The sequence below is a fragment of the Spirosoma harenae genome (assembly GCF_054776975.1).
The window spans coordinates 1-22,737 of record NZ_BAAHBD010000053.1 but is presented as its reverse complement, the minus strand read 5'-3'; the positions used below and the strand labels follow the sequence as shown (position 1 = coordinate 22,737).

The window sequence follows — 22,737 nt, the reverse complement described above, 5'->3', positions numbered from 1 at the left end:
AAAGGTCTGTCGTTATATTTTGATCTGTGTTTCCGTTCTTTATTTTGTTGGTTACTGGTAGGTGAATGCCTATTCGTACCTTTTGGTACGAGAGCGATTTGTATTTCATGATAAGAAGTGAATAATGTATGAGCGCGAAATGCGGTTTTTTGACAATTCGCAATTTACATAGAAATTTTGTCACCCCAACGTAAGCCTTGCATCGGGGTGACAATAATTAACATCCTATGCTTAATCCACTATTCAAATCAATAAAAGGAAAGGTTGAACTTTTGCTGTGTACTATGGATAAGCGAAACTTACTAACCTAGATCGTGCTCCCCTAATTTTTTAGACGAAGAGGGCTTTAGAATAGACGAAGAGGGGTTTAGAGTAGACGAAGATTAGCCCATAGAAGGAATATGTTTCTTTAATTCCTCCCGATAATTGGGGCCCATCAATAGCTGTTTGCCCGTTATAAGTGTAATGGTATTTCCCTCAATCAGACGAATGGCCGATAGATGGACGATGAACGATCGATGAATCCGCACAAACTGGGGAGCTGCAAAAAGTTTTTCCGCTTTCACCATAGTCATGTGGGTAACAATCATTTGATCTTTCAGATAAACTTTCACATAATCCTTTAAGGCTTCTACGTAAAGAATATCCCGATAAGGAATCTGCACAATTCGTTTCTCTTCTCGAAGCCAGATTGATGAGGGATCGGTACCATAGGTCGGTAAGTCTTCTGAAACGGATAACGAGTCATCTTCCGTTGACGGTAAATGAGCCGTAGAGGGGCTGGTCTGTTGCTTTCTTTCCCGGAATTTAACGATGGATTTGACGAACCGATCGAACGCAATGGGCTTTACCAGATAATCCAGCACCGAAAATTCATAACTGGTCAGCGCATATTGTGGATAAGCTGTGGTTAAAATAATTTCCGGACGCGGGATTAGCGTTAATTTCATGAGCTCCAATCCGGTCATTTCAGGCATCTGAATATCCAGAAAGAGCAGATCTGGCTTTATTTCCTGAATCACCTGTAAACCTTGCATGGCATTGGAACAAGTAGCCACACAGGTCAGATCGGGTATGCGCTTTACATATTCTTCAATCAGGTCGCGAGCGGGGGGCTCATCATCTAGTATAACGACTCGGTAAGATGGCTTCATGAAAGGTCTAAGGTCAAAACAATTGAGTAAAGCGTAGGTTCAGAATGAATCGATAATGTGTGTTTGTGAGGGTATAAATAGGCTAATCGCTTTTTTACATTTTGAATACCAAGCCCCGTCGGTTCAGTTGATTTGATCGTAGGTACGGTATTTTCAACCTGTAAGGTAATGGAGTTCAATTGAATCTGAAGCTGAATATTGACACTTGAAGCCTGTGCCGTTGATTGAATTCCGTGTTTAAATGCGTTTTCTACAAAAACGATTAAGAGAAGTGGGGGAATCAACTGAGTAGCTGGATGACCCGTTACTGAAAACTGAATGGAAACATGGTCGTCGTGACGAATACGCTGGAGATCGATATAGCTAGTCAAAAAAGCCAGTTCTTTAGATAATAGTACTTTTTCTTCGCCGGTCTCATAAAGCGTATAACGCATTAGATGGGCTAGCTTGAGAAGTGGATCGGCTACTTTTTCGGGCGATCGGATGGAAAATGAATAAAGATTATTGAGTGTATTAAAGAGGAAATGGGGATTCATCTGTGCCTTTAAAAAATCAAATTCCAGTCGTAGATTCTCCTTTTCCAGTTCAGTTTTTTGAAGCTGAATACTGAATAAATCCTTGAAGACTTTTATACCGACCACATACAAAAGATAATTGTAAAGCAACGAAAAGGAAAACAACCAAACCACCGTATTGTCGAAGGGGGCCTGCCAGAAAGCTAATTGCTCAACATGGTCTTTAGCTCCTTTATACATTCGAGGCAGTTGCTTTACCGGAAGGAGATTATAGAGTAGTTTAAAGTGAGCGAACACCAGTTCAGAAGCCAATAGATGAACGATAAAAATACCGACCAAAAATAGCCCAGGCTGAAATCGGAGCAGAATATATCGATGAGTTAGAGTCGTTGTTACGGCATAGGCGCTAATAGTAAGACCCCCAAACGTGAGTGTCGACAATAAGACATATAGTAGAGTACTACGATCCGTTGGTTCGGGTGTAGTGCTGGCCAAAAAATTAAATCCCCTATAAATTAGTAGTAAAGCTGTTGTCCAGAGTAATCCATGCCGAATGAGTCGGTATGGAAATTCTGGGCTTGTTAGTAATTGAAGGAGGAACTGCTTTTTATAAGTCATGGTGGGGATAATGGCGATTCAGTAGGAAGCAAGAAGTAATTAAAAGCGACTAACTACCCAACTTATTCCAATCGTCATGATTCGCTAAATCGACTGGGTCTTTCAACGAAATTAGTTCAACATGATTATAATGTAATAATTCTTTGTCAGTACAAAGCTTTTTTTCGACAGTAAGCGATGGGTAATTTTCGAACCGAAAAGGAAGAATAATCGTAAGCGATGAGTTGTCGTGAAATGAGAAGGATTGCCTGATTTATATGGGGATTCTGCTGTCTATCAATAGTAGAACAATTAGGTGTTTTTACTTACTTACTGTCTATCAATCAGGCCATTGTGTAACCTTTTTTGTTGCGAAAATCGTAGAAAGGGCCAATAATCAGGGCGTGGAAGTACCAGTCAAAATCACTAACTTTCAGGGAGATGCGTGAAAAGATGGGATAGATCGTGGAAAAAATTGGCTTTTAGTTGAGAGATTTTCATTCGGAGAAAAACTAAAAGAGTAAAGCGAGTTGATCAATCCCACGAACAGCCTCATTTAAGAGATTTTTAACAGACTATGGATTTAATTCGAGCCGCGTTACGGAAACCCATTACAATTCTGGTAATTGTAGCCAGTTTATTCTATTTCGGTATAGGGGCCGTACGTTCGATCAAGATTGATATCTTTCCTAACCTGAATCTGCCGGTTATTTACATTTCTCAACCATTTGGGGGGTATACGCCCGACCAAATGGAGTCCTTTTTTGGGAAACAATATGTCAACCTTCTCCTGTATGTATCGGGCGTAAAAAGCATTGAATCGAAGAACATTCAGGGGATTACGTTACTGAAACTGACGTTTTACGAAGGGACGAATATGGCACAGGCAGCTGCCGAAGTATCGGCCTATTCCAACCGGGCTCAGTCCAGTTTTCCACCTGGTTCCCAGCCGCCCTTCATTCTACGATTCGATGCGTCTACACTGCCAGTTGGGCAGTTGGTATTGAGTAGTCCCAAACGCACAAATAATGAATTGCAGGATCTAGCTAACGTTTACATTCGCTCCGGGTTTACGTCGGTTCCGGGATTAGTGTCGCCCGCACCGTTTGGTGGAAACGCCCGCTCGATCGTTATCAAAGCTGATCCGGAACTGCTCCGGGCCCACAATCTGTCGCCCGATCAGCTTGTCGCGGCACTGCGTATTAATAATACGGCAACACCCGCTGGTAATGTTCGGATTGGTGATTACAATTACTTCACTCCGGCCAATACGACGGTTAAGAATATTGAGGACTTTGGCAATATTCCACTCTTTACGGGTACCGTTCAAAACCTGTATTTGAAAGACGTAGCGACTATCGAAGACGGAGCCGACATTACGCAGGGTTATGTATTGGTTAATGGAAAACGATCGGTGTATTTGCCCATTACCAAATCTGCTGATGCATCGACCTGGGAAGTCGTTCAGAATCTGAAAGCCGCCTTGCCACGTTTCCAGGCACTTTTACCAGAAGATGTAAAACTGACCTATACGTTTGACCAGTCGGTCTATGTGATCAACGCGGTTGAAAGTTTGATGACGGAAGGCGCTATTGGGGCGATTCTGACGGGCTTGATGGTCTTACTTTTCTTAGGTGATTTGCGGGGTGCTCTGATTGTAATCATCACCATTCCGACCTGTATAATTTCGGGGGTTTTGTTTCTGTCGTTGTTCGGCCAGACGATCAATATCATGACCCTGAGTGGTCTGTCATTGGCCATCGGAATTCTGGTCGATGAGAGTACGGTGACGATTGAGAATATCCACCAGCACATGGATATGGGGAAACCTAAAGCGCTCGCTATCTGGGATGCCTGTAAGGAAATTGCCTTTTCCAAGCTTCTGATTCTCTTCTGTATTCTGGCCGTTTTTGCCCCCGCCTTTACCATGACTGGTATTCCAGGCGCTCTATTTCTGCCGCTGGCTCTGGCGATTGGATTTTCCATGATCACGTCCTACCTGATGGCGCAAACGCTGGTGCCCGTGCTGGCGAACTGGTGGATGAAAGAGCATCATCCGGTTAGCAACGGCAAGGCGGTTAAGGAGGAAATCGTAAAAGCGAGCCTTATAAAAGCCAACGGGCACAATGGTAATGGAAAAGCGAGTATTAATGGAAATGGTCATCACGAACACGACGACGTACTAGAAGAAAAGAAAAAACTGGCACATCGTATCGATCTCGACAACAATGGGAAAATCAGTTTTTTCGAGCGGGTTCGTGCCCGATTTGTGCGATTCATTGGTCGAACGCTTCCGCATCGAAAATGGATTGTAACAGCTTACGTATTAGGCTCGATGGGCATCGTTGCGCTGTTAATTACGAACATTGGTCGCGATGTATTACCCAAAGTGACCGGGCATCAGTTTCAGGTTCGGCTACGTAATCCTGATGGTACTCGTCTCGAAAAAACCGAAGCGACGATGTTAAAAACCATCGATGTATTGAAGCAACTGGTCGGAAAAGGTAACATCGAGATTACGTCAGCGATGGTTGGGATGCACGGTGCGCAGTTCTCTACTAGCCCGATTTACCTGTTTATGGCCGGGCCGCAGGAGGGAGTTTTACAGGTGAGTCTCAAAGAAGATTATGATGTTGAACTGGATGAATTGAAAGATAAGTTCAGAGCGAGCATGAAAAAGGCTTTGCCTGATGTTAAACTTTCCTTCGAACCGATTGAACTGACCGATAAAATTCTAAGCCAGGGATCGCCGACACCGATTGAAGTGAAACTGTCTGGAAAAAATAAAAAACAGAACGAAGAGTACGCAAAAAAAGTAATCGCTAAACTTAATCGGATTCCCTATCTACGGGATGTTCAGTTGGGTCAGGCGACCAAATATCCAACCATAAACGTAACGATTGACCGGGTGCGGGCGGCTCAGTTGGGTACGGATATATCAGCAATTTCGCGCTCGTTGATTGCCTCTACTTCGTCGTCGCGCTATACGGAGAAAAGTGTTTGGATTGACCCCAAATCAAGTCAGTCGTATACGGTGCAGGTACAGGTGCCTGAAAACCAGATGAAAACGATCAATGATCTGGGTGAAATTCCAGTCTTGCCAAATTCAAATCGTCCGGTTCTGAGCGATGTAGCTACCTTACAAAAAGGGACAACCTATGGCGAGAATGACAATATTGGTGCTATACCTGTCTTGTCGGTAACGGCGAATCTGAACGATATTGATCTAGGAACCGCAGCCAGAGATGTGCAGAAAGCCATCGACTCGTTAGGCGAAATGCCGCGCGGATTAACCGTCAAAATGCAGGGCCTTACGCAGGTATTGATCGATACACTCGACAGTCTGGAAACGGGTTTATTAACCGCTATTGTCGTTATATTTCTGATGCTGGCAGCTAATTTCCAATCATTTAAAGTATCGTTGGTCGTTTTATGTACTGTTCCGGCTGTACTGGTTGGCTCACTGGTGCTGCTAATGCTGACGGGGTCAACGCTCAATCTGCAATCGTATATGGGCATGATTATGTCGGTAGGGGTATCGATTTCCAACGCCGTTCTGATGGTGACTAATGCCGAAGAATTGCGTATGCGAAATGGGAATGCACTCCTGTCTGCTCGCGAAGCCGCTTCGCTACGTATTCGACCTATCCTGATGACCAGCGTTGCAATGGTTGTGGGGATGATCCCGATGGCTTCCGGGCTGGGCGAAGGAGGCTCACAGGCCGCCCCACTGGGACGGGCGGTGATTGGTGGCCTGATTGCTTCTACCTTTGCTGCGCTGTTTATTTTGCCGTTGGCATTTGCCTGGGTGCAGGAGAAAACCACTACCGAATCCGTATCACTCGATCCTGAAGATAAAGAAAGTAAGTACTACACGAATGTGGATTTGTTAAACTGATTAATTCTCATCCGTACATCCTAATTGACAATGCTCCTTCCGTCTATGAAACGGCCTATGAATACCTCAGTTCGCAGTTTACTCGTTGTGTCAGCTGGTTTACTGTTGGCTGGTTTAGTAACAAACTGTCATTCTCCCGAAAGCAAAGCAGAAAATACAGAATCCGATTCCGTTTCGGCTCCCGCACCCACCGAGGTATTCGCACTGAGTAAAGGCAAACTAGCCTCTGAGTTGAACATTCCCGGTGAATTGATCGCTTTTCGCGATGTGGATATTTACGCCAAAGTAAGTGGCTTCATCAAAACGCTGAATGCTGATGTGGGTTCTGAAGTTCGGCAGGGACAATTACTGGCTCAGGCTGAAGCACCTGAATTGAGCGCTCAATTAGCCTCTGCCGATTCGAAATTGAAAGCGCAGGAAGCACTTTCCATTGCCAGCAAAGCCAATTACGAACGGGTCTTGGAAGCCAGCAAATTTTCGGGAGCCGTCTCGAAAAACGACGTCGATCAGGCACTGGCCAAGCGCAACGCCGATCTGGCCCAACTGGAAGCCGCTAAATCAGCCTATCAGGAAGTATCGATGTTGAAGAATTATTTGGCTATTCGGGCACCCTTCGATGGCGTAATCAGTGCGAGAAATGCCAGTACAGGTGCTTATATCGGGCCAGCTGGTAAAGGATCGGAGTTCCCATTGTTTGTGCTGACCGAACAGAAACGATTACGTTTAGTAATTGCCGTTCCGGAAGCCTACACGGGTTATGTACATCAGAATAGCGAAGTGAGTTTTACGGTCAAAACGTTTCCGAATCGGAAGTTTACCGGCCAGGTTAAGCGACTATCGGGCGCCCTGGATAAACGATTACGGTCGGAGCGGGTGGAAGTGGATGTGATCAATACTGATAAAAAATTGCTGCCCGGTATGGTGGCTGAGGTAAATCTGCCGTTGCCAACGCAAAGCAACACGTTCATTGTACCAAAATCGGCTTTAGTAAATTCAACAACGGGGATTTTCCTGATCCGGATCAAAGATCAGAAGGCCGAATGGGTGCCCGTGAAAAAAGGTCTTGATGCTGACAATAAGATTGAAATATTCGGTGATATTGCTGAAGGCGATCAAATTGTCACGACTGCCAGTGAGGAAATTCGGGATGGTTCCTCAGTAAATGTGAAATAGATAACTCTAATCATTTCAACACAACAAAATCGGTAATATTCTCCAGCAAAGGCTTCCATTCGGCGGGAGTACGATAGTTGCGGAAGTTTTTGACCCGGTGGAAAGTCAGGAAATTGGAGTTGTGCTGATTATCGGCCCCGCCCATGCCATCCTCAAAGGCCGTTCGGGAGGCAACGATAATGTCTTTTCCATCGAATTGCCAATCCAGATATTGAAAACCATGATTGTCAATCTCCGGGTGATAGAGAATAATGCCGTGTATAGTCCAGTTTTCCAGATCAGGTGACGACAACAATACCTGAGCGTTTCGAGCGCGTTCGCGTCGATACGTTCGATGTTTTGGAAGTGCGTAGTTCGTAAACGTATAATAGCGCTTTGACTTCGGATCCAATCGGATATTGAATTTTTTGCAGGCACCCGGTAATTTGATGAATTTTACGGTAGTTGAATCGGACACTTTCCCGTCGTCGCTCACGCGATACATAGCTGCCTGATCGTCTTCTAAATTGTTGACTCTAAGAATGTTCCAGATTTCACCTTTGGGGTTTTCTACAACATTCCCTTCCAGCCACGCATTCCCCGGCTTCCACAGCGACTTATTGTAGACCAAACGAGGTGTAAACGTCCAGCTTTTAGAGTCGAGCAAGTTGGCATCTACGGGGGCAGAAGCAACGAAACTCTGAAAATTCCCCCAACTTGTCACAGGTACGTTTCGCTCCATGCCCTTCCAGACACGACCTTTAAATACCTGAACAGGGACTGATGCGCAATGATAGCCAGCGCCATCACCTAAAATTCCTCCTTCTACGCTGCTCCAGCTATGCCCTCCATCCGTTGATTGCCGAATCGACATTCGGCCATATTCTTTCGTTGTGCCGAATAGATATAAGGATCCTTTGTTGATAAAAAGCGTAGCCCACCACAAACTGTCTAGCTCCGCCACTTTTTGCCAGCTTTTTCCTCGATTTGTCGATTCAAATACGTGCGTATGCTGAGGTGTTGGCCCTTTACCAAAAATATCGTGGGAGGCAATGTATTTCCCATCTGGCAAAATGACTATGCTTGGTGAGCCAAGAAAATTACCAGCGGATTTAGGCAGATGATCGATCACAACTCCTGGCACATTTGGAAAATTCTGACCACAAACAACCGATGCTGCCCAGATAATCACCAACCATAATGTGGCAAATTTTCTAAGAGTAGTTATGCGAAAATGAAATAATGGGCCTTTCATGGGATAGAGAATCATTTTTTGTCATGCTGACCGGTCCGCCGGTCAGCATGACAAAAAAGTCTAATACAGATTTCCTTAAAAAGCCCGTTTCAATCATTCCATACTTTTTGTCGGCTTATTTCACATAACCCAACTTCCTCGGAATCGTATAAATTTCCGTTTGTCGTCCGTCGATATATCGGAAGGCTTGCCCGTCGAAAAAGCCGTCTTCTTCGAGCATGATACGGACAACTTTTTTCCATTCTGGAATTTCGACGGCGGCATTTAATTCAATTGAATAGGCTGTGTTGGCCAATAACGGATAATCGCCGGGGCCGGGAACGCCTTTTTGCTGATCCCACAAACCAATGGTTGGGCCAGCCGCATGCCCATGAACGCCGATCGGGTGCGTATAAATAGTACCGTTGATTCCTTCTTTTTTCGACTGCTCTAAGGCCGCCAGCAGCATCTGGTTACCTGTTTTTCCAACTTTAAATTGTTCAGTTAAAATCTCCTGCAACCGGTTCCCTTTTTTGAACGCAGCTTTGATGGATTCTGGAACGTCCGTTTCGCCGGGACGAAGTACATAGGCGTGTTGTTGCTGGTCTGTATTTAAACGCAGATACGTAATGCCGAAATCGACGTGAAGTAAATCGCCGGGCATAATAACCTGTTTGTCTGGTCGCTTTGAGAACGTCCGTAAATGGTTGAAATCGCTTTCGTCGGCTCGTTGAATATCAACCGTTGGGTGAAACCAAGTATCTAAACCAAGGTTTGTAATGCGTTGACGGAACCACCAAACTACATCGTCGGTCGTTGTTACGCCGGGTTGAATCACTTGCTCCGAAAAGCCTTCCTGAATAATCTGGTGCGACAATCGGCAAATGAGCGGATAAATCGCCATTTCCTTTTCGGTTCGGGTTTCAAGCCAACCCACCGATAATTTCTCAGCCGAAACGATCCGTTTCTGATAATCGGCGGGTAGTTTTTTCAGAAACTCTTCATGTTCGGTAAATGACAAGCCATCAGCATGCGCATAATTGGTCGATGTATTTAATCCGATCTTTTTCGGCTTACGATCTTCGATAATCTTGGCAAGCGCTTCCCATTGATTGGGCCGTACGTCGATGTCCCAGGCACCTTTGAGCAGATTTCCGACATCGTAGCGGGCAATGGCGAGTTTCTCGATTTCTTTCCCATTGTCAAAAAAGACCATAATGGTACGTCGGCGGGCCGAGAGCCAGGTACTTGGTAACATAGTCCGCAGGACTGGATCTTCGTTATACTCGCGCGAAATGATAATCCACATATCAATCCCCTCGCGACGCATCAATTGAGGCAACAGGTTTGTAAAACGATCGTCCAGAATTTCGTCGATTATCCGGGCCCGTTCACGTTCGGGCAAAACGGTTGACGGGGAAGGTTGGGCGTACGTAAACCGGAAAATGAAAAATAAGAGAATGCAGTAGAGGTAGCGCATGGTATTATTCGGCAGATCGTTCGTCTAAGAAGTTTTGTGTATTCATTAAAATTTCTAATTAATCTACTTTGCGTATGATTAACTCTTAATATTGTCTATCGTTATTCTTCTTTTCATTTTACAATATCTTGGAAAAACTATGAAATCGATGCTATTTTCCCTGCTACTTGTGTTGTCAACCGTAGGCGCTTTTGCGCAGGACATGATCGTTAAATTAAGCGGCCAGGAGTTGAGTGCGAAAGTCACCGAGGTGGGTGAGAACGAAATCAAGTTCAAGTATCCGAACGAAGATTTGACCAATACAGTCAGTAAAAATCTGGTGAAGGAAATTCGTTTTGCTAGTGGCCGCACGCAACCGATCAGCACACGCGTTGAGATTCTTATGGAAGAAGATTGGCCGAAAGTACAGATAACAACGCTTGAAAATGAGGTAGCTGGTCTGGCTAAAATAGGCGAAGTCCGGGCCAAAGCCAACGGAGCCACTGTTTTTTCAAATGCGGCAAAAGTCGATGAACGCGCTACTGAAAAACTTAAACGTGAAGCTGCCCGACTAGGGGCACATATCGTTTTGATTCAGAGCAAAAATGTTCGTGGTGCTGATTATAATTATTTCGGTAGTACAACTGCTCGGAGTGTTTTGACAGGAGTCGCCTATGGGTATGAAAAACCTGCAAATTAATTGCCCACAAGTTCAGGCGCATTTAATAATAATCCCTGTTCAGTAACTATGAACAGGGATTATTTGTATAGTATTTACATAATGAACTGATTCAAACCAAAACGTAGGGTATTTATAAATTTTTAACGTTCTATCAGACAACGTTTATTGGCTCGTTTGCATCTTACCAGTACATTCGACCTTATTAATTTTAGTACATGAAGGCTGCCTTACTGTTTTTATTCCTTTGTAGTGTTCCACAATGGGTTGTTGCGCAAACCAGTAATTCGGGCGGATTACGGGGCAGCGTTAAAACGAAAGCAGGTGAGGTTTTACCGTTTGCAGCAGTCATTGTAAAGGGAACTCCTACTGGTACGATTACCAATGCCGAAGGTCGTTATGAAATCGCGCTGGCACCGGGGAAATACGATATTGTTTTCCAGTACTTGGGCTTTCAAACAATTCAAAAATCCGTTGAAGTTAGCGCGGGTTTCAGCACGTTAGATGCCACGATGGAAGAACAAGCTTATCGACTGGCCGAAGTACAAACCAAAGCCGGAAACGAAGACCCCGCCTACACCATCATGCGCCGGGCGATTGCCAAAAGTCGATTTCATCAGCTACAGGTTCAGCGGTTTAAAGCGCGGGTGTATACAAAATCGTCATTTACCATAGAAGACTTGCCTAATCTGGCTGAAATGGCGTTTCGAAAGCAATTAAAAGAAGCCGAGAAGGAAGCCAATTTTAAAGTGGGCGTGCCGATGCTGAACGAAACGGTTGCCGAAGTGACGTTTACTCAGCCGAATACATATCGACAACGCATCATCGCCAACCGAAATTCGCAGGGCGATTTCCTGAATCCCAGCCGTTTTTTTAACGCCAGTTTCTATGAACCGACCATTGCGGGAACTGTATCGCCCTTATCGCCGAAAGCCTTTGCCTATTATAAATTTGAATACAAAGGCACGTTTCGGGAAACGGGGCCAGATGGGAAAGTTGTAGAAATCAGTAAAATTCAGGTGATTCCCCGACAATATGGTGAAGGCGTATTTCGAGGAACGTTGTTTATTCTCGAAAACACCTGGGCGATTTATAGTTTGCAACTAGAAACCGTTAGCAGTATTGGCGTGTCGTTTACAATTCGGCATATGTGCAGTCCAATTCAGGGCGTGTGGATGCCCACCAATCAGCGGTATAGCGGTAGTGGATCATATTTAGGCGTAAAAGGCAGTGGCTACTACATTCGGAATCTGACATTCAGCGAGTTTGTTGTCAACCCAGCTTTTGTTGAGGATATTGAAGTTGCCGACGAAAAGAAAGCTCCCCCAACTCAAACACTTTCCAAAAGAGAAATCAAGGGTAGTCAATTGGATGAGGTTGTAAAGAAACAGAAAGAGTTTTCGACCAAAAATCTAAGACAACTAGTCAAAGAATACGAAAAACAGGAAAAGCAAGCCCGGAAAGAACGCAAAGAAGATGTAACGGTAGTTCGTAACGATTCGATGGTTGTTGACTCAATGGCGCGTAAACGGTCGAATGCGTTTTGGGATTCGCTTCGGTCGGTTCCATTGACAACGGCCGAAATTAAAAGCTACAATAAAGCCGACAGCCTTGGCTTAACCCGTCAGATAAAAACACCCGCTGAATTGAAAGCGGATAGTGCCCGACGTGATAGTATTCAGAAGAAAAAAGCACCGAAGAAATTCTCTCTGGGTCAGCTACTGGTTGGAAATACGTGGCGGCTAAATAAACAAACGTCGTTGATCTATACCAGCCCGTTGACGCGAATTGAATACAATACCGTGGAAGGCTATTCAATCGAAGGCGCATTGAATTTACGGTATCGGAGGAAAATCGATTCGGTGAATCGGTTTACGCAGATTCCGCTTGGTGAATGGAATCTGGGCGGTACGGGTCGATATCAATTCGGACGAAAACAATTTGTAGGATATGGGCAAGCTACTTACCAGTACAAAACGACAAAAGTAGGTGTCTCAGGCGGACGATACCTGTATCAATTGAATCCGGATAACCCAATCAGCCCATTCCTGAATTCGCTGACGACGTTGCTGTTTGAGCAAAATCTCATGAAACTCTATCAGAAAGATTTTCTGAATTTCAGTGTCAGTGCATCGCCATTTCAGAATCGGGTAAATTTATCGGGTAGTTTGGAATATGCTAATCGTACCGAACTGGCGAATTATCGGGAAGACCTTACACCTTGGTTCAACTGGCGGAATCGAGCGTACACATCGAATCGTCCTGATAATGCAGAGGTCCAAACGACTAGTTTTCCAACGCATAACGCACTGGTACTAAATCTGACCGCTTCGGCTCGGTTGGGAACTACTGAGTATACTATTCGAAATGGTCGGCGGATTGCCCGACGCAATAATGACGCGCCCCTCTTAACACTGAATTACCGCAAAGGCATGGCCGATGTTGACTACGATTTTGCACAGGCAACAATCAGCCATGCCTTTGAAACGGGCATTCGTAGTCGGTTGAATTATCAATTGAGTGCAGGAACGTTCTTTACTGATCGTCAGGTTTATTTCCCCGATTTCAAGCATTTTGCCGGAAACGAATTCTTCTTCCAGCAGGGGGATGTCGTATCGACGTATCGGCTACTGCCTTATTATCAATATAGTACAGGCAGACGGTTTGCCGAAGCACATGTATTGGCTGAGTTTCGTAAGTTCTTCGTCACGCAACTAACATTAGTTCGACTGCTTGGTCTAAAAGAGAATTTATTCGTTCATTATCTCTACACACCGGCATCTAAAAACTATACGGAGATTGGCTACGGTTTAGATGGGCTGATTCCTCAAGTGTTCCCATTCTTCCGGGTAGAAGTCATTTCGCAGTGGCAGGACGCCAAATACCAGGGACTAGGTTTCCGAATCGGAACAACACTGAAATTTGGTCGCTGAACCGAACCGGGATTTACATGATTTAACAGACTGACTATGATTTTGTAGATGATTGACTTTAGGAAGAAAAAAACAAAATCAGCTTAATCAGTTTAATAATATAAATCCCGCCGGGCCGTCGGCGCGGTTCAAAATCTGTTTAATCCTTAAATCAGCTATATCCCGGTGCAAAGTATCAAAGATCTTTTTGACGTGTTTCCCCGCCCTGGTCGGGTAGAGTGGATTGGTATTCGGCCTGAGCGACGAGAGCCAGTGAAGGCGGTCGATTCAGTGGAAGTATCTGACAAAAAAGGGCTAATTGGCGACCATTATAGCGGTCGGAGCGGTAATCGGCACGTCACTCTTATTCAGGCTGAACATTTGCCCGTTGTAGCCGCACTAACGGGTCGAGATGAACTCGATCCAGGAATTTTACGGAGAAACCTTGTCATATCGGGGCTAAATCTATTAGCGTTGAAAGATCATCAACTTCAGATTGGCGATACTATTTTGGAAATTACCGGCCAATGCCATCCCTGCTCGCAAATGGAAACGGCCTTAGGGCCTGGTGGCTACAATTCTATGCGTGGTCATGGAGGACTAACGGCAAAAGTCATTAAAGCAGGAACGATACAAGTAGGAGACGCCGTGGAAGTTCGCTCGGCAAAAAGTTGATTGCCTGTTCCTTAATTATTAGGCTTAGGTTTCGGAGCCGATTGGTCTGGATCAGCAGAAATTCGGCTGGGACGATTAAAACCTTGCCGGTAGCGGCTGCGTAATTGCTGGATGGTATTGATCAGATCGTAATCTTCGGATTTAAGTAGGAAATCGTCTTCCAGATCACAGAAATCGAAAAAACGGTCGATTTCTTCTGCCCTTAGATTGGTTGATTGTTCAACTAATAGTCGGAATCGTTCGAGCGCTAATGCGTGCCGCCGATCCTGCTGCATGATGTAATACGCTTTCCGATCCGATTTGGGGCGTTTTCCAAATACCTCATAGAGTAGGGTTATGCCTGCACCATCACCAAGTCGGTCCAGGGTTTGCTCGCCCGTCACTTTCTTGGAAGCAACCGGCTCATCCAGCAATTCCTTAATTTCCCGCTTCACTTCTTCGTATCGCTTACCTGTTACCGTGACTTCGGCAAGTTCAACGACCCGATAGGGCATCGGTGGAAGCGCTTTTGCGGCAATCGTTGGGTTGTCAGAACCGTCGTAAATAATGCCTGTTCGGGCATATAGCTGGCTGGTCAGGACAAGTGAATCGCCCTGTTGAACAGTCAGAAAAAAACGTCCGGTTGGATTTGTGCGAGCTCGTTGGCGTGTACGTTGATTAACAACCGTTACTTTATCAATGGGTTGCTTTGTTGCCTGGTCGACAACTGTGCCAATGACGTATTTCCCTTGTGCCCACGTCTTTCCCGATCCGCTTAAAAAGTAGCAAAGAAGAACCGCAAAGAATAATTTATAGGGCATAAGTTAACAAATAAGGTTTCCGGATTCTACCGATTTAGAAAATGCGATTATACAAAAATACGCATTGCTTCTATTCTATGTTGTTAAAAAGCCTTAATGAGTTGTTGGATTCGATCAACGGTTATCTCCGTGAAATCAACCGCTGTATCATCCACAAAAGGTCGTAATTCGTCGGGTGACTGAGTCGTAGCCATCCCCACTACAGATGCTCCAGAGGCTTTGGCCGCCTGAATACCTGTCATCGAATCTTCAAAAATAACACTTTCAGTTGGTTCAACGCCAAGCATTTCCATGGCTTTCTGATAAATTTCAGGATCGGGTTTTGGATGGCTAACCATGCTTTCGTTGAGTAATGCATCGAAATACGACCGGATACCAAGCGTATCCATCACAAAATCAAGATTTTCTACTGGAGCCGATGTTGCAACAGCCGTTCGAATTCCGGCTGCTTTCAACGCTTGTAAGAAAGGTACTAAACCCGCTACAGGATGAATAGCGGGACGGTATAATTCCCGAAATAAAGCTTCTTTTTCGTTGCTTAGTCGGGTCACTTCCTGAGGAGTAAGTGGTTGATTTGTAAATAAATGGGCAACGATATCGGAATTGTGTTTGCCGGAAACATATTGTACAAAATCGGCGTCGCTCAAGGCTTTTCCGTTACGTTGATAATACTCACGCCAGGCAATTCTATGGTGTGGATTCGTATCAACCAGCACACCATCCATATCAAAAATTACTGCTTTCATAAAGTATAGTTCAAAGTTTACAGGCTGAGGTTTGACGTTGCTGCAGCCGAGTTGCTTTCTGGTCAGCCAACTTCACACCTCAACCTACAAATTTTGAAGAGGTTATTTCATTTTCACTATCGTTACGCCCGCACCACCCCGGTCGGCGTGTTCGTCTTCCATACGGCCTACTTGTTTGTAGCCGCGCAGATGGTTTCGGACAAGAGTTCGTAGAATGCCGTCGCCTTTGCCATGAACGATACGCAGTTCCGGGTAGCCTAACATCAGCGCATCGTCGAAAAAACGGTCGACTTCACCGAGTGCTTCTTCACCCCGTTTTCCCCGGATATCGAGATTGAAACTGAAGTTCTGCATCTTCTCATTCATGTCAACACCTTGACTACGAGGTCGGTCATCGCGAACATCGGTAGCCTCTTTAAAGGTTTTTTTGCTGACTTTTTCGAGTCGATTCAGTTTTACGTTTGATTTCAGATCACCAATACGTATTTCGGCATCTTTACCACGTATGGTTAATACTTCACCAATCGCGTTTTGGCCAATAATGCGAACGTAGCTGCCAGCTACAATCGCTCCATTGTCTTTCTCAAATTCGTCTTCTGCGGGTTTAGAGGTTTCAACGACAACGGGTTCCAATTTCAGCTCTTTTTGCTCGAACCGTTCTAAATCCTGTCGAACCTGTTTCGTTGTGTCGCGTTCGGCTTTGTTCTCTTTTATTTCCCGAATCGTATTTTCGATCCGTTGGTTGGCTTCCTGAACGAGGGCTTTAGCTTTCTGACGGGCGTCATTAACAATTTTCTTCTGCTCATTATCCAGCTTATTCTTAAGTGCTGTGTATTCAGCCAGTTGCTGAGCCAGTTTTCGCTGATTAATGCTGATTTCGATATTTTTTTCGGAGAAAACGCGCTTCTCAATATCCAGTTCTTTCAGTAATTTCTCGAAGCTAACTTGCTGATTACCTAGCTTTTCCTTCGCTCGCTCAATCACGCCTTTCGGCAGCCCAATTTTCTGTGCAATCTCAAATGCGAACGACGATCCCGGTCGACCAATCTCTAATTGATAAAGTGGTTCCAGATGTTCACCATCGAAACGCATGGCACCGTTGATCAATCCGGCTGTTTTATCAGCCATAATTTTCAGGTTGGTGTAGTGCGTATTGATGACGCCGTAAGCACCTGATTTAGCTAAATCTTCCAGAATCGATTCGGCAATAGCCCCGCCCAAACCGGGTTCTGTACCTGTTCCGAATTCATCAATCAAAAACAACGTTCGTTTATTCGCACCGACCAGGAACTGCTTCATCGAGGTTAAGTGTGACGAGTACGTACTCAGGTCATTTTCAAGAGATTGTTCGTCGCCAATATCAATGAATAAGTTCTGGAAAACGCCCATCTCCGAATAATCAGCCATCGGAACCAGCAATCCGCACTGAAGCATGTATTGGACGAGACCAATAGTTTTCAAAGCAACTGATTTACCCCCCGCATTCGGCCCTGAAATAATGAGAATTCGGGCTTTCTCATCCAGACGAACGCCTAAAGGGACGACAGTTTTCCCTTGTTTCGCAAACGATAGGAAAAGCAGAGGATGTCGGGCTTCGATCCAGTTGACAAATGGTCGTTCCTGTAATTTAGGCATGACGGCATCTAGCTGAACGGCCAGTTTCGCCTTTGCTCGTATAAAATCGACTTGTGCCAGGAAGTTGACGGCCTTTCGAAGTTCCTCTAAATGAGGACGAATTAGATCCGTAAGGGCTGAAAGAATTCGGTAAATCTCTCGTCGTTCTTCGTATTCCAGTTCACGGATTTCGTTGTTAGCATCGAATACTTCGGCTGGTTCCAGAAACACCGTCTGGCCTGTTTGCGATTCATCATGCACGAACCCTTTTATCTTGCGTTTGTGCTCAGCCGCAATCGGAATCACCAGTCGTCCACCGCGTACTGTCAGCGATAGATCGTCGGGAATCCAGCCGTTTTGTCGAGCTTGCCGCAAAATGCTATCGAGCCGTTTCCGAAGATTGGCCTGTTCGCTAATGATTCGCCGACGAATGCTAGCCAGTTCAGGAGAGGCCGAATCCCGGACATTACCCCGGTCATCGATCACCCGTTCGATGGAATCTGTCAGTTTTTTGTCGACGCTGACAGGGCCCGCCAATTCGCGTAGGAAGGGAAAATTCCCGGCGTCTTCCCGGCCTGACTCTTTTTGGCGTGATAGAAAACGTAGGCAATCCTGAATGGTTCGAAGGACTAATTTAAGGTCAAAGAATTCAGCTTCTGTCAACGCAAGACCTTCCACGCGGGCGCGACTTAACTGCGGCCGAACATCAATGTAATTACTGTTGGGAAAGTCGGGTTCGTACTGGACAATCTGCTTAAATTCAGTTGTTTGATTTAGTAGTTTGTCAATCAGCTGTACATTATCCGTAAACCGAATTTTTTCAACATAATCCTGTCCCAGCGGACTAACGCAGGCTTCTTTGAGTCGTTCACGAATGGTATCAAACCCTAATTTATGTTCTAAGGTATTTGGGTAAAGCATTTAACTAAATATACACCGGAGCGCCGGAGCGATTATCAATTGTCAGGTTTTTCATACCAGTTCTACACAATAGAAACACCAAGAAAAGATACTGGGTTCAATAGTCATTTTTTGATTGATAGTATACTTAGGCGAAAGTGTAAGGCTATATTTGCCTTTTTTACCTGCCATAGTATGCCTAAAATTTTTGAATACCTTGGGATTGTCATTCGCTTTTATGCTAACGAACATGAGCCAATTCATGTACATGCTCAGTATGCTGATGCAGAACTGAAAGATTGAATTTGATATAGTTGATAAAGAGATTATTGGCATAGCCTATAAACGAGTGCTAGGAAAAGATGATTTTCCTCCTGCCCAACGAAAAGAACTAGAGAAACTGGTCAATGAATACAAATATCTAATGTTGGATGAATGGATTAATTATTTTGTTTTACATGCGAAACCGACTTTACGAAAAATAACCAAACGAATCTGATGAAAATTGTCGCTTACACCATAACCGGAGAGCATCAACTTGACGTAAGATTCTCGGACGGTAAAATTATTAGTGCCGATTTTACAGAGTTTCTGCAAAAGAACCCGAATCCGTTAATCAGGAAGTTTTTAGATCCAACACTTTTCAAAACTGTATCTCTTGATGAGTATGGTGTGCTTACATGGGGCGATAATGAAATGGATATTAATCCAATCAGCATTTATACTGGCGCATTTAATCGACAGCTTAGAAGAACCATTTAAGAAGAAACTATCATTACCGAAGATGCTCTAGTCGTTCCAGCATTTCTAGGCAGGCCCGGCTGTTGTGATAGGGGCATTTCCACATACTAATCTTATCATTCCCCAATACTTTGTGATCGGCTGTTACTCCACTAAACCACTCACCATTTTTAAGATCGAGCAGGTATTTTTTGGTGAACTCCCAACTGCTGACCGCTTTATCAAGAAACGGCTTTTCATGTGTGAGTTGATACGCATTCAGAAAACCAACCATCGCTTCGGCCATTACCCACCACGAACGCTCCTTATTTAGGTGGCCATCTGGATCGAGTTCGTAATTCATTCCACCGTCGACTGGGTCAATACCATCTGATGCAGCTCGAGCCATTTTAATGCCCAAATCGCGCACTGTTTTTTGTAACGGTTTGTCAGCTGGATTACGAGCGGCTAAAACGTCGGCTGCTTCTGGTAGTAGCCAGGACGCTTCAATATCGTGCCCGTAGGAAATGGCTGTCCGGCGAACTTTCCAGTCATTGTCCATGAACAGGTTCATCCGGTATGTTTTCGGGTCAACAATGTGATTCATAAACATCCGCAACATCCCTCCTATCTGATCAGCTACTGATTTATCGGGCCAGACACGATATAAACAGGTAAATGATTCCAGAATATGGAGATGCGTATTCATCGTTTTGATTTCCTGATTATCGTACTTGCTGATAATGTAATCAGTAGCTGGCGACCAATCGTGGGCGAGTGCTTCGACAAACCCACCCCGTTTGCTGTCGAAAGCGTATTTAACCATGTTTTGAAATTGATCTTTAGCAAGCCGGAGCGCTTTTTCCGATTCAGTTGCATGAACGTACTCACTTAAACCGTAGAGTGCAAACGCCTGACCATACAAATGCTTGAGCGGATTCTTCGGCTGGCCTGTTGCATCGACGGACCAATATACACCCCCATATTGCGGATCAATAAAGTGTTGTTGGATGTACTGAAAAGCCTGGTCGGCTACCTTACGATATTCTTCGTGGTGCGTATGTCGAAAGGCGGCTGAGAACGACCACAAAATGCGTGCGTTTAGTACAATACCTTTATCCGCTTTGGGATCGGGTTGATTCTGGTAATTGACTCGGCCGTAAAATCCGCCATGTTCAGGATCGGGCGCGTAACGTTCCCAATATGCCAGAATATCTTTATGTTCCTGCCTGAATTCGGCACGGAGTTGGTTAAGGTCGGGAGCCATAAAAAATGCGCGTTTGCAGTATTCCTTATTCAGGTAAAACCGCAAACGCGCAAAACTTACTGTTCTGATCAATATGCTTTATGCATTCGATTCACTTCCACTTCGATTGTGACTGTGGCCTGAATGACCATGACTGCCACGCTCGTTAATCAGGTCGTGTTTATTTTGACTAGGCATCGAATGATTATCTTCTGGACCTTGCTTACTCTTGTTGGCATTGGTCATATACTTCTCTCCATTAGGGCGCTGCCCTCCAGTATCACGAGCATTTTGATTCCGGGTACGTTCTCGACCGGGCTGTAAGTCATTAGAGCCCGGCTGGTCAATGGTTTTATGATTAGCCATAACGTTGTTTGTTTTGTTGTATCATTAATAACGTATGGCTTTTGAGAATGTTTCTACTAAAAAAGGCCACTCTATTTCTAGAGCAGCCTTTTTGTCTATGGTTTTATTGGTAATTGTTCGCTTAATAGCCTGGGTTTTGAGCTAGAACGTCCTTGCCTTGCAGATCAATCTGACCTTGAGGAATGGGCAGATACTCATCCCGACCAGCGGTGAACTTAGCACCTGCATAACCTACTGGCAATTTGGTGCTTTCATAGGCTAGGAATGCATTCAACACCGTAGCCGCCGTGCCCCAACGAACCAGATCAAAGAAGCGGTGACCTTCACCCGAAAGCTCCAATTTACGTTCAAACTGAACCGCTGTCCGGGCCGATTCTTTACTCGCAAACTGCGTCGCTGGATAAGGAGAAATGATATAATTTGCCGCATTAGCGCCAGCCGATGTCTTCACCCAGTACTGCGACTTAGCGGCCCGAGCTCGAACCTGATTCACATAATCCCGTGCCTTGTCCAGACTTCCTACTTCTATTTCACACTCAGCCGCCATCAACAATACATCGGCAAACCGAATGAAGTTGACGTTCAGGGCCATATAGCCATCCGTCCACGAGCTACCATCGGTCAGCACCTTATCCTGCGATTTGTAGAAGATGAACTTCTTGGGTGAATATGGACCCGCAAAGCCCTGATCCCGAATCCAGTCCTGACCAGGGTGAACCTGCCAATCCAGGTAGGGAATACCCCGACGACCCACTGACCAGTCCAGGCGAGGATCGACTGGACCCGCATCGGGCGTGAAAGCCGCAGCCGTAGCAACGCCTTGATCCGTCTTGAGTTGGTTAGCCGCACTGTTGTACGATCCATCCAACAGTGGCAGGCCATCAGCCGTTACCCGGAATGAGTTGCCTAACTCGAAGCTGGGCGGGAAGAAGCCGCAGCAGCCCGCCGGACCGTTCGAACCTGTGTTGTAGGGGAAGTTCAGGTTCAGGTTGGGGTTGGCGTTATCTGAGCTACCCGCGTTGGCAGCTGCCTGATCGGCAAATACCGACTCCGAGTTATTTTCCTTGGCGGCATTGAAGATATCAGTATAGTTATCTACCAGCGCGTACTTAACCCCTGTGGAGGTGGTACCACTCGCGATCACCTGATCGAAGAGGGCTTTGGCTTCGGCATATTTCTTCTGATACAGATAGGTTTTGGCCAGATAGGCACTAGCGGCCCACTTGTTGGCCCGTCCGACAGCACCGGGAGCACCGGCCAGGTTATCCGCGGCAAACTTGAAGTCAGCTTCGATTTTGGGCCACAGGTCGGTATCATTTTTAACCTTTTCAACACCCGTACCATAGTCGACCGATTCATCGACATACGGTGTTTTATTGAACTGACGTTTGAGCCAGAAATAATAGTGACCACGCAGGAAACGAGCTTCGGCCTGAATCCGGGTTTTGTCAGCCGCACTCACATCGGCCGATGCGCTAGGTAACATGCGAAGTACCATGTTGCAGCGGCTAATTCCTTCATATAAAGCCAGCCATTTCTGACCAACATCACCAGCGGTGGTCTGGAGTTGGTAGGTTTGGAAGGGGGTCAGTGAGTTAAAGTCTCCTGAGTTGGAGCCTTTGTTGCCGTCGCCACCCGATACCGAACCACGCACCCAGTCCAGCGAAGCGGCTGCCTGGTTATAGCCCCGCCCATTCAGCTGGGAATACGCTGAGATCAGCAGCCCATCCAGCCCCGCCCGCGATGTGAGCTGAGTGCTCGATAGAGCACCCGTAGCGGGGGTTTCCAGAAAACTTTCCTTACAGGCGAAGGTTAACAGCGAACACATTGCTGTCATCAGAACACCTTTTATTATTGGTTGTTTCATGTCTGATTTGAATTAATATTGGTGGGCAACCGACGACCTGATCCGTAACTTCGTCAAACCGTCGGTTGCGATTAGATATGTTTAGAAACCAAAGCTTAAACCTACGTTGTAGCCCCGTTGCACTGGATAGTTACCAATATCAATACCAAAGTTGGTATCCGCCGAACCACCCACCGCTGGATCCAGACCTGTGTATTTGCTGA

General features: G+C 45.4%; 17 protein-coding genes. 7 read left to right on the top strand and 10 right to left on the bottom strand.

The window, feature by feature from the left end; genetic code table 11:
• Nucleotides 1-383: 383 nt before the first annotated feature.
• Nucleotides 384-1,154, bottom strand: coding sequence for a LytR/AlgR family response regulator transcription factor (locus tag ACYVE4_RS31835; protein WP_461044466.1), 771 nt, complete (start codon nt 1,152-1,154; stop codon nt 384-386).
• Entirely contained in the window at nt 1,151-2,287 is a 1,137-nt protein-coding gene (locus ACYVE4_RS31830) for a sensor histidine kinase (protein WP_461044465.1), read from the bottom strand. Before ACYVE4_RS31830 ends, ACYVE4_RS31835 begins: the two co-directional genes overlap by 4 nt.
• A 556-nt stretch (nt 2,288-2,843) precedes the next feature.
• Here ACYVE4_RS31830 and ACYVE4_RS31825 point away from each other — a divergent pair.
• Together ACYVE4_RS31825 and ACYVE4_RS31820 are read left to right on the top strand one after the other, a co-directional pair.
• Nucleotides 2,844-6,164: an efflux RND transporter permease subunit gene (locus ACYVE4_RS31825; RefSeq protein WP_461044464.1), complete on the top strand. Its 3,321-nt coding sequence runs from the start codon at nt 2,844-2,846 to the stop codon at nt 6,162-6,164.
• Between the two features lie 57 nt (nt 6,165-6,221).
• Entirely contained in the window at nt 6,222-7,337 is a 1,116-nt protein-coding gene (locus ACYVE4_RS31820) for an efflux RND transporter periplasmic adaptor subunit (protein WP_461044463.1), read from the top strand.
• A gap of 10 nt (nt 7,338-7,347) precedes the next feature.
• On the opposite strand, the gene ACYVE4_RS31815 is transcribed toward ACYVE4_RS31820, so the two are convergent.
• Together ACYVE4_RS31815 and ACYVE4_RS31810 are read right to left on the bottom strand one after the other, a co-directional pair.
• Nucleotides 7,348-8,586, bottom strand: a complete 1,239-nt coding sequence (locus ACYVE4_RS31815; RefSeq protein WP_461044462.1) for a sialidase family protein — start codon at nt 8,584-8,586, stop codon at nt 7,348-7,350.
• Nucleotides 8,587-8,686: 100 nt separating this feature from the next.
• Nucleotides 8,687-10,030, bottom strand: coding sequence for a M24 family metallopeptidase (locus ACYVE4_RS31810; protein ID WP_461044461.1), 1,344 nt, complete (start codon nt 10,028-10,030; stop codon nt 8,687-8,689).
• A gap of 139 nt (nt 10,031-10,169) precedes the next feature.
• Between ACYVE4_RS31810 and ACYVE4_RS31805 the strand changes: the two genes are divergently transcribed.
• The 3 genes from ACYVE4_RS31805 (at nt 10,170) to ACYVE4_RS31795 (ending at nt 14,275) form a co-directional block, all read left to right on the top strand.
• Entirely contained in the window at nt 10,170-10,709 is a 540-nt protein-coding gene (locus ACYVE4_RS31805) for a hypothetical protein (protein ID WP_461044460.1), read from the top strand.
• A gap of 197 nt (nt 10,710-10,906) precedes the next feature.
• Complete coding sequence (locus ACYVE4_RS31800) at nt 10,907-13,621, top strand: DUF5686 and carboxypeptidase regulatory-like domain-containing protein (RefSeq protein WP_461044459.1); 2,715 nt, start codon at nt 10,907-10,909, stop codon at nt 13,619-13,621.
• 165 nt (nt 13,622-13,786) lie between these two features.
• Entirely contained in the window at nt 13,787-14,275 is a 489-nt protein-coding gene (locus ACYVE4_RS31795; RefSeq protein ID WP_461044458.1) for an MOSC domain-containing protein, read from the top strand.
• Nucleotides 14,276-14,286: 11 nt separating this feature from the next.
• Here ACYVE4_RS31795 and ACYVE4_RS31790 read toward each other — a convergent pair whose 3' ends face one another.
• The 3 genes from ACYVE4_RS31790 to ACYVE4_RS31780 form a co-directional block, all read right to left on the bottom strand.
• Nucleotides 14,287-15,075: a peptidase associated/transthyretin-like domain-containing protein gene (locus ACYVE4_RS31790; protein WP_461044457.1), complete on the bottom strand. Its 789-nt coding sequence runs from the start codon at nt 15,073-15,075 to the stop codon at nt 14,287-14,289.
• Between the two features lie 83 nt (nt 15,076-15,158).
• Entirely contained in the window at nt 15,159-15,821 is a 663-nt protein-coding gene (locus ACYVE4_RS31785; RefSeq protein WP_461044456.1) for an HAD family hydrolase, read from the bottom strand.
• Nucleotides 15,822-15,923: 102 nt separating this feature from the next.
• Nucleotides 15,924-18,356 carry an endonuclease MutS2 gene (locus ACYVE4_RS31780; RefSeq protein ID WP_461044455.1) on the bottom strand — a complete coding sequence of 811 codons (2,433 nt, stop codon included), beginning with the start codon at nt 18,354-18,356 and terminating at the stop codon, nt 15,924-15,926.
• 174 nt (nt 18,357-18,530) lie between these two features.
• On the opposite strand from ACYVE4_RS31780, the gene ACYVE4_RS31775 reads away from it, so the two are divergent.
• Together ACYVE4_RS31775 and ACYVE4_RS31770 are read left to right on the top strand one after the other, a co-directional pair.
• A complete protein-coding gene (locus tag ACYVE4_RS31775; RefSeq protein WP_461044454.1) occupies nt 18,531-18,638 on the top strand; it encodes a DUF4160 domain-containing protein in 108 nt (35 codons plus the stop codon).
• A gap of 195 nt (nt 18,639-18,833) precedes the next feature.
• Nucleotides 18,834-19,097: a DUF2442 domain-containing protein gene (locus ACYVE4_RS31770; RefSeq protein ID WP_461044453.1), complete on the top strand. Its 264-nt coding sequence runs from the start codon at nt 18,834-18,836 to the stop codon at nt 19,095-19,097.
• Between the two features lie 13 nt (nt 19,098-19,110).
• Here the strand turns inward: ACYVE4_RS31770 and ACYVE4_RS31765 are convergent, their stop codons facing one another.
• From ACYVE4_RS31765 to ACYVE4_RS31755, 3 genes are all read right to left on the bottom strand, one after another.
• Complete coding sequence (locus tag ACYVE4_RS31765; RefSeq protein WP_461044452.1) at nt 19,111-20,322, bottom strand: AGE family epimerase/isomerase; 1,212 nt, start codon at nt 20,320-20,322, stop codon at nt 19,111-19,113.
• Between the two features lie 78 nt (nt 20,323-20,400).
• The gene (locus tag ACYVE4_RS31760) at nt 20,401-20,667 is read right to left on the bottom strand and encodes a hypothetical protein (RefSeq protein ID WP_461044451.1); all 267 of its coding nucleotides are present in this window, start codon (nt 20,665-20,667) and stop codon (nt 20,401-20,403) included.
• Nucleotides 20,668-20,788: 121 nt separating this feature from the next.
• Nucleotides 20,789-22,534, bottom strand: a complete 1,746-nt coding sequence (locus tag ACYVE4_RS31755) for a RagB/SusD family nutrient uptake outer membrane protein (RefSeq protein ID WP_461044450.1) — start codon at nt 22,532-22,534, stop codon at nt 20,789-20,791.
• Nucleotides 22,535-22,737 lie beyond the last annotated feature (203 nt).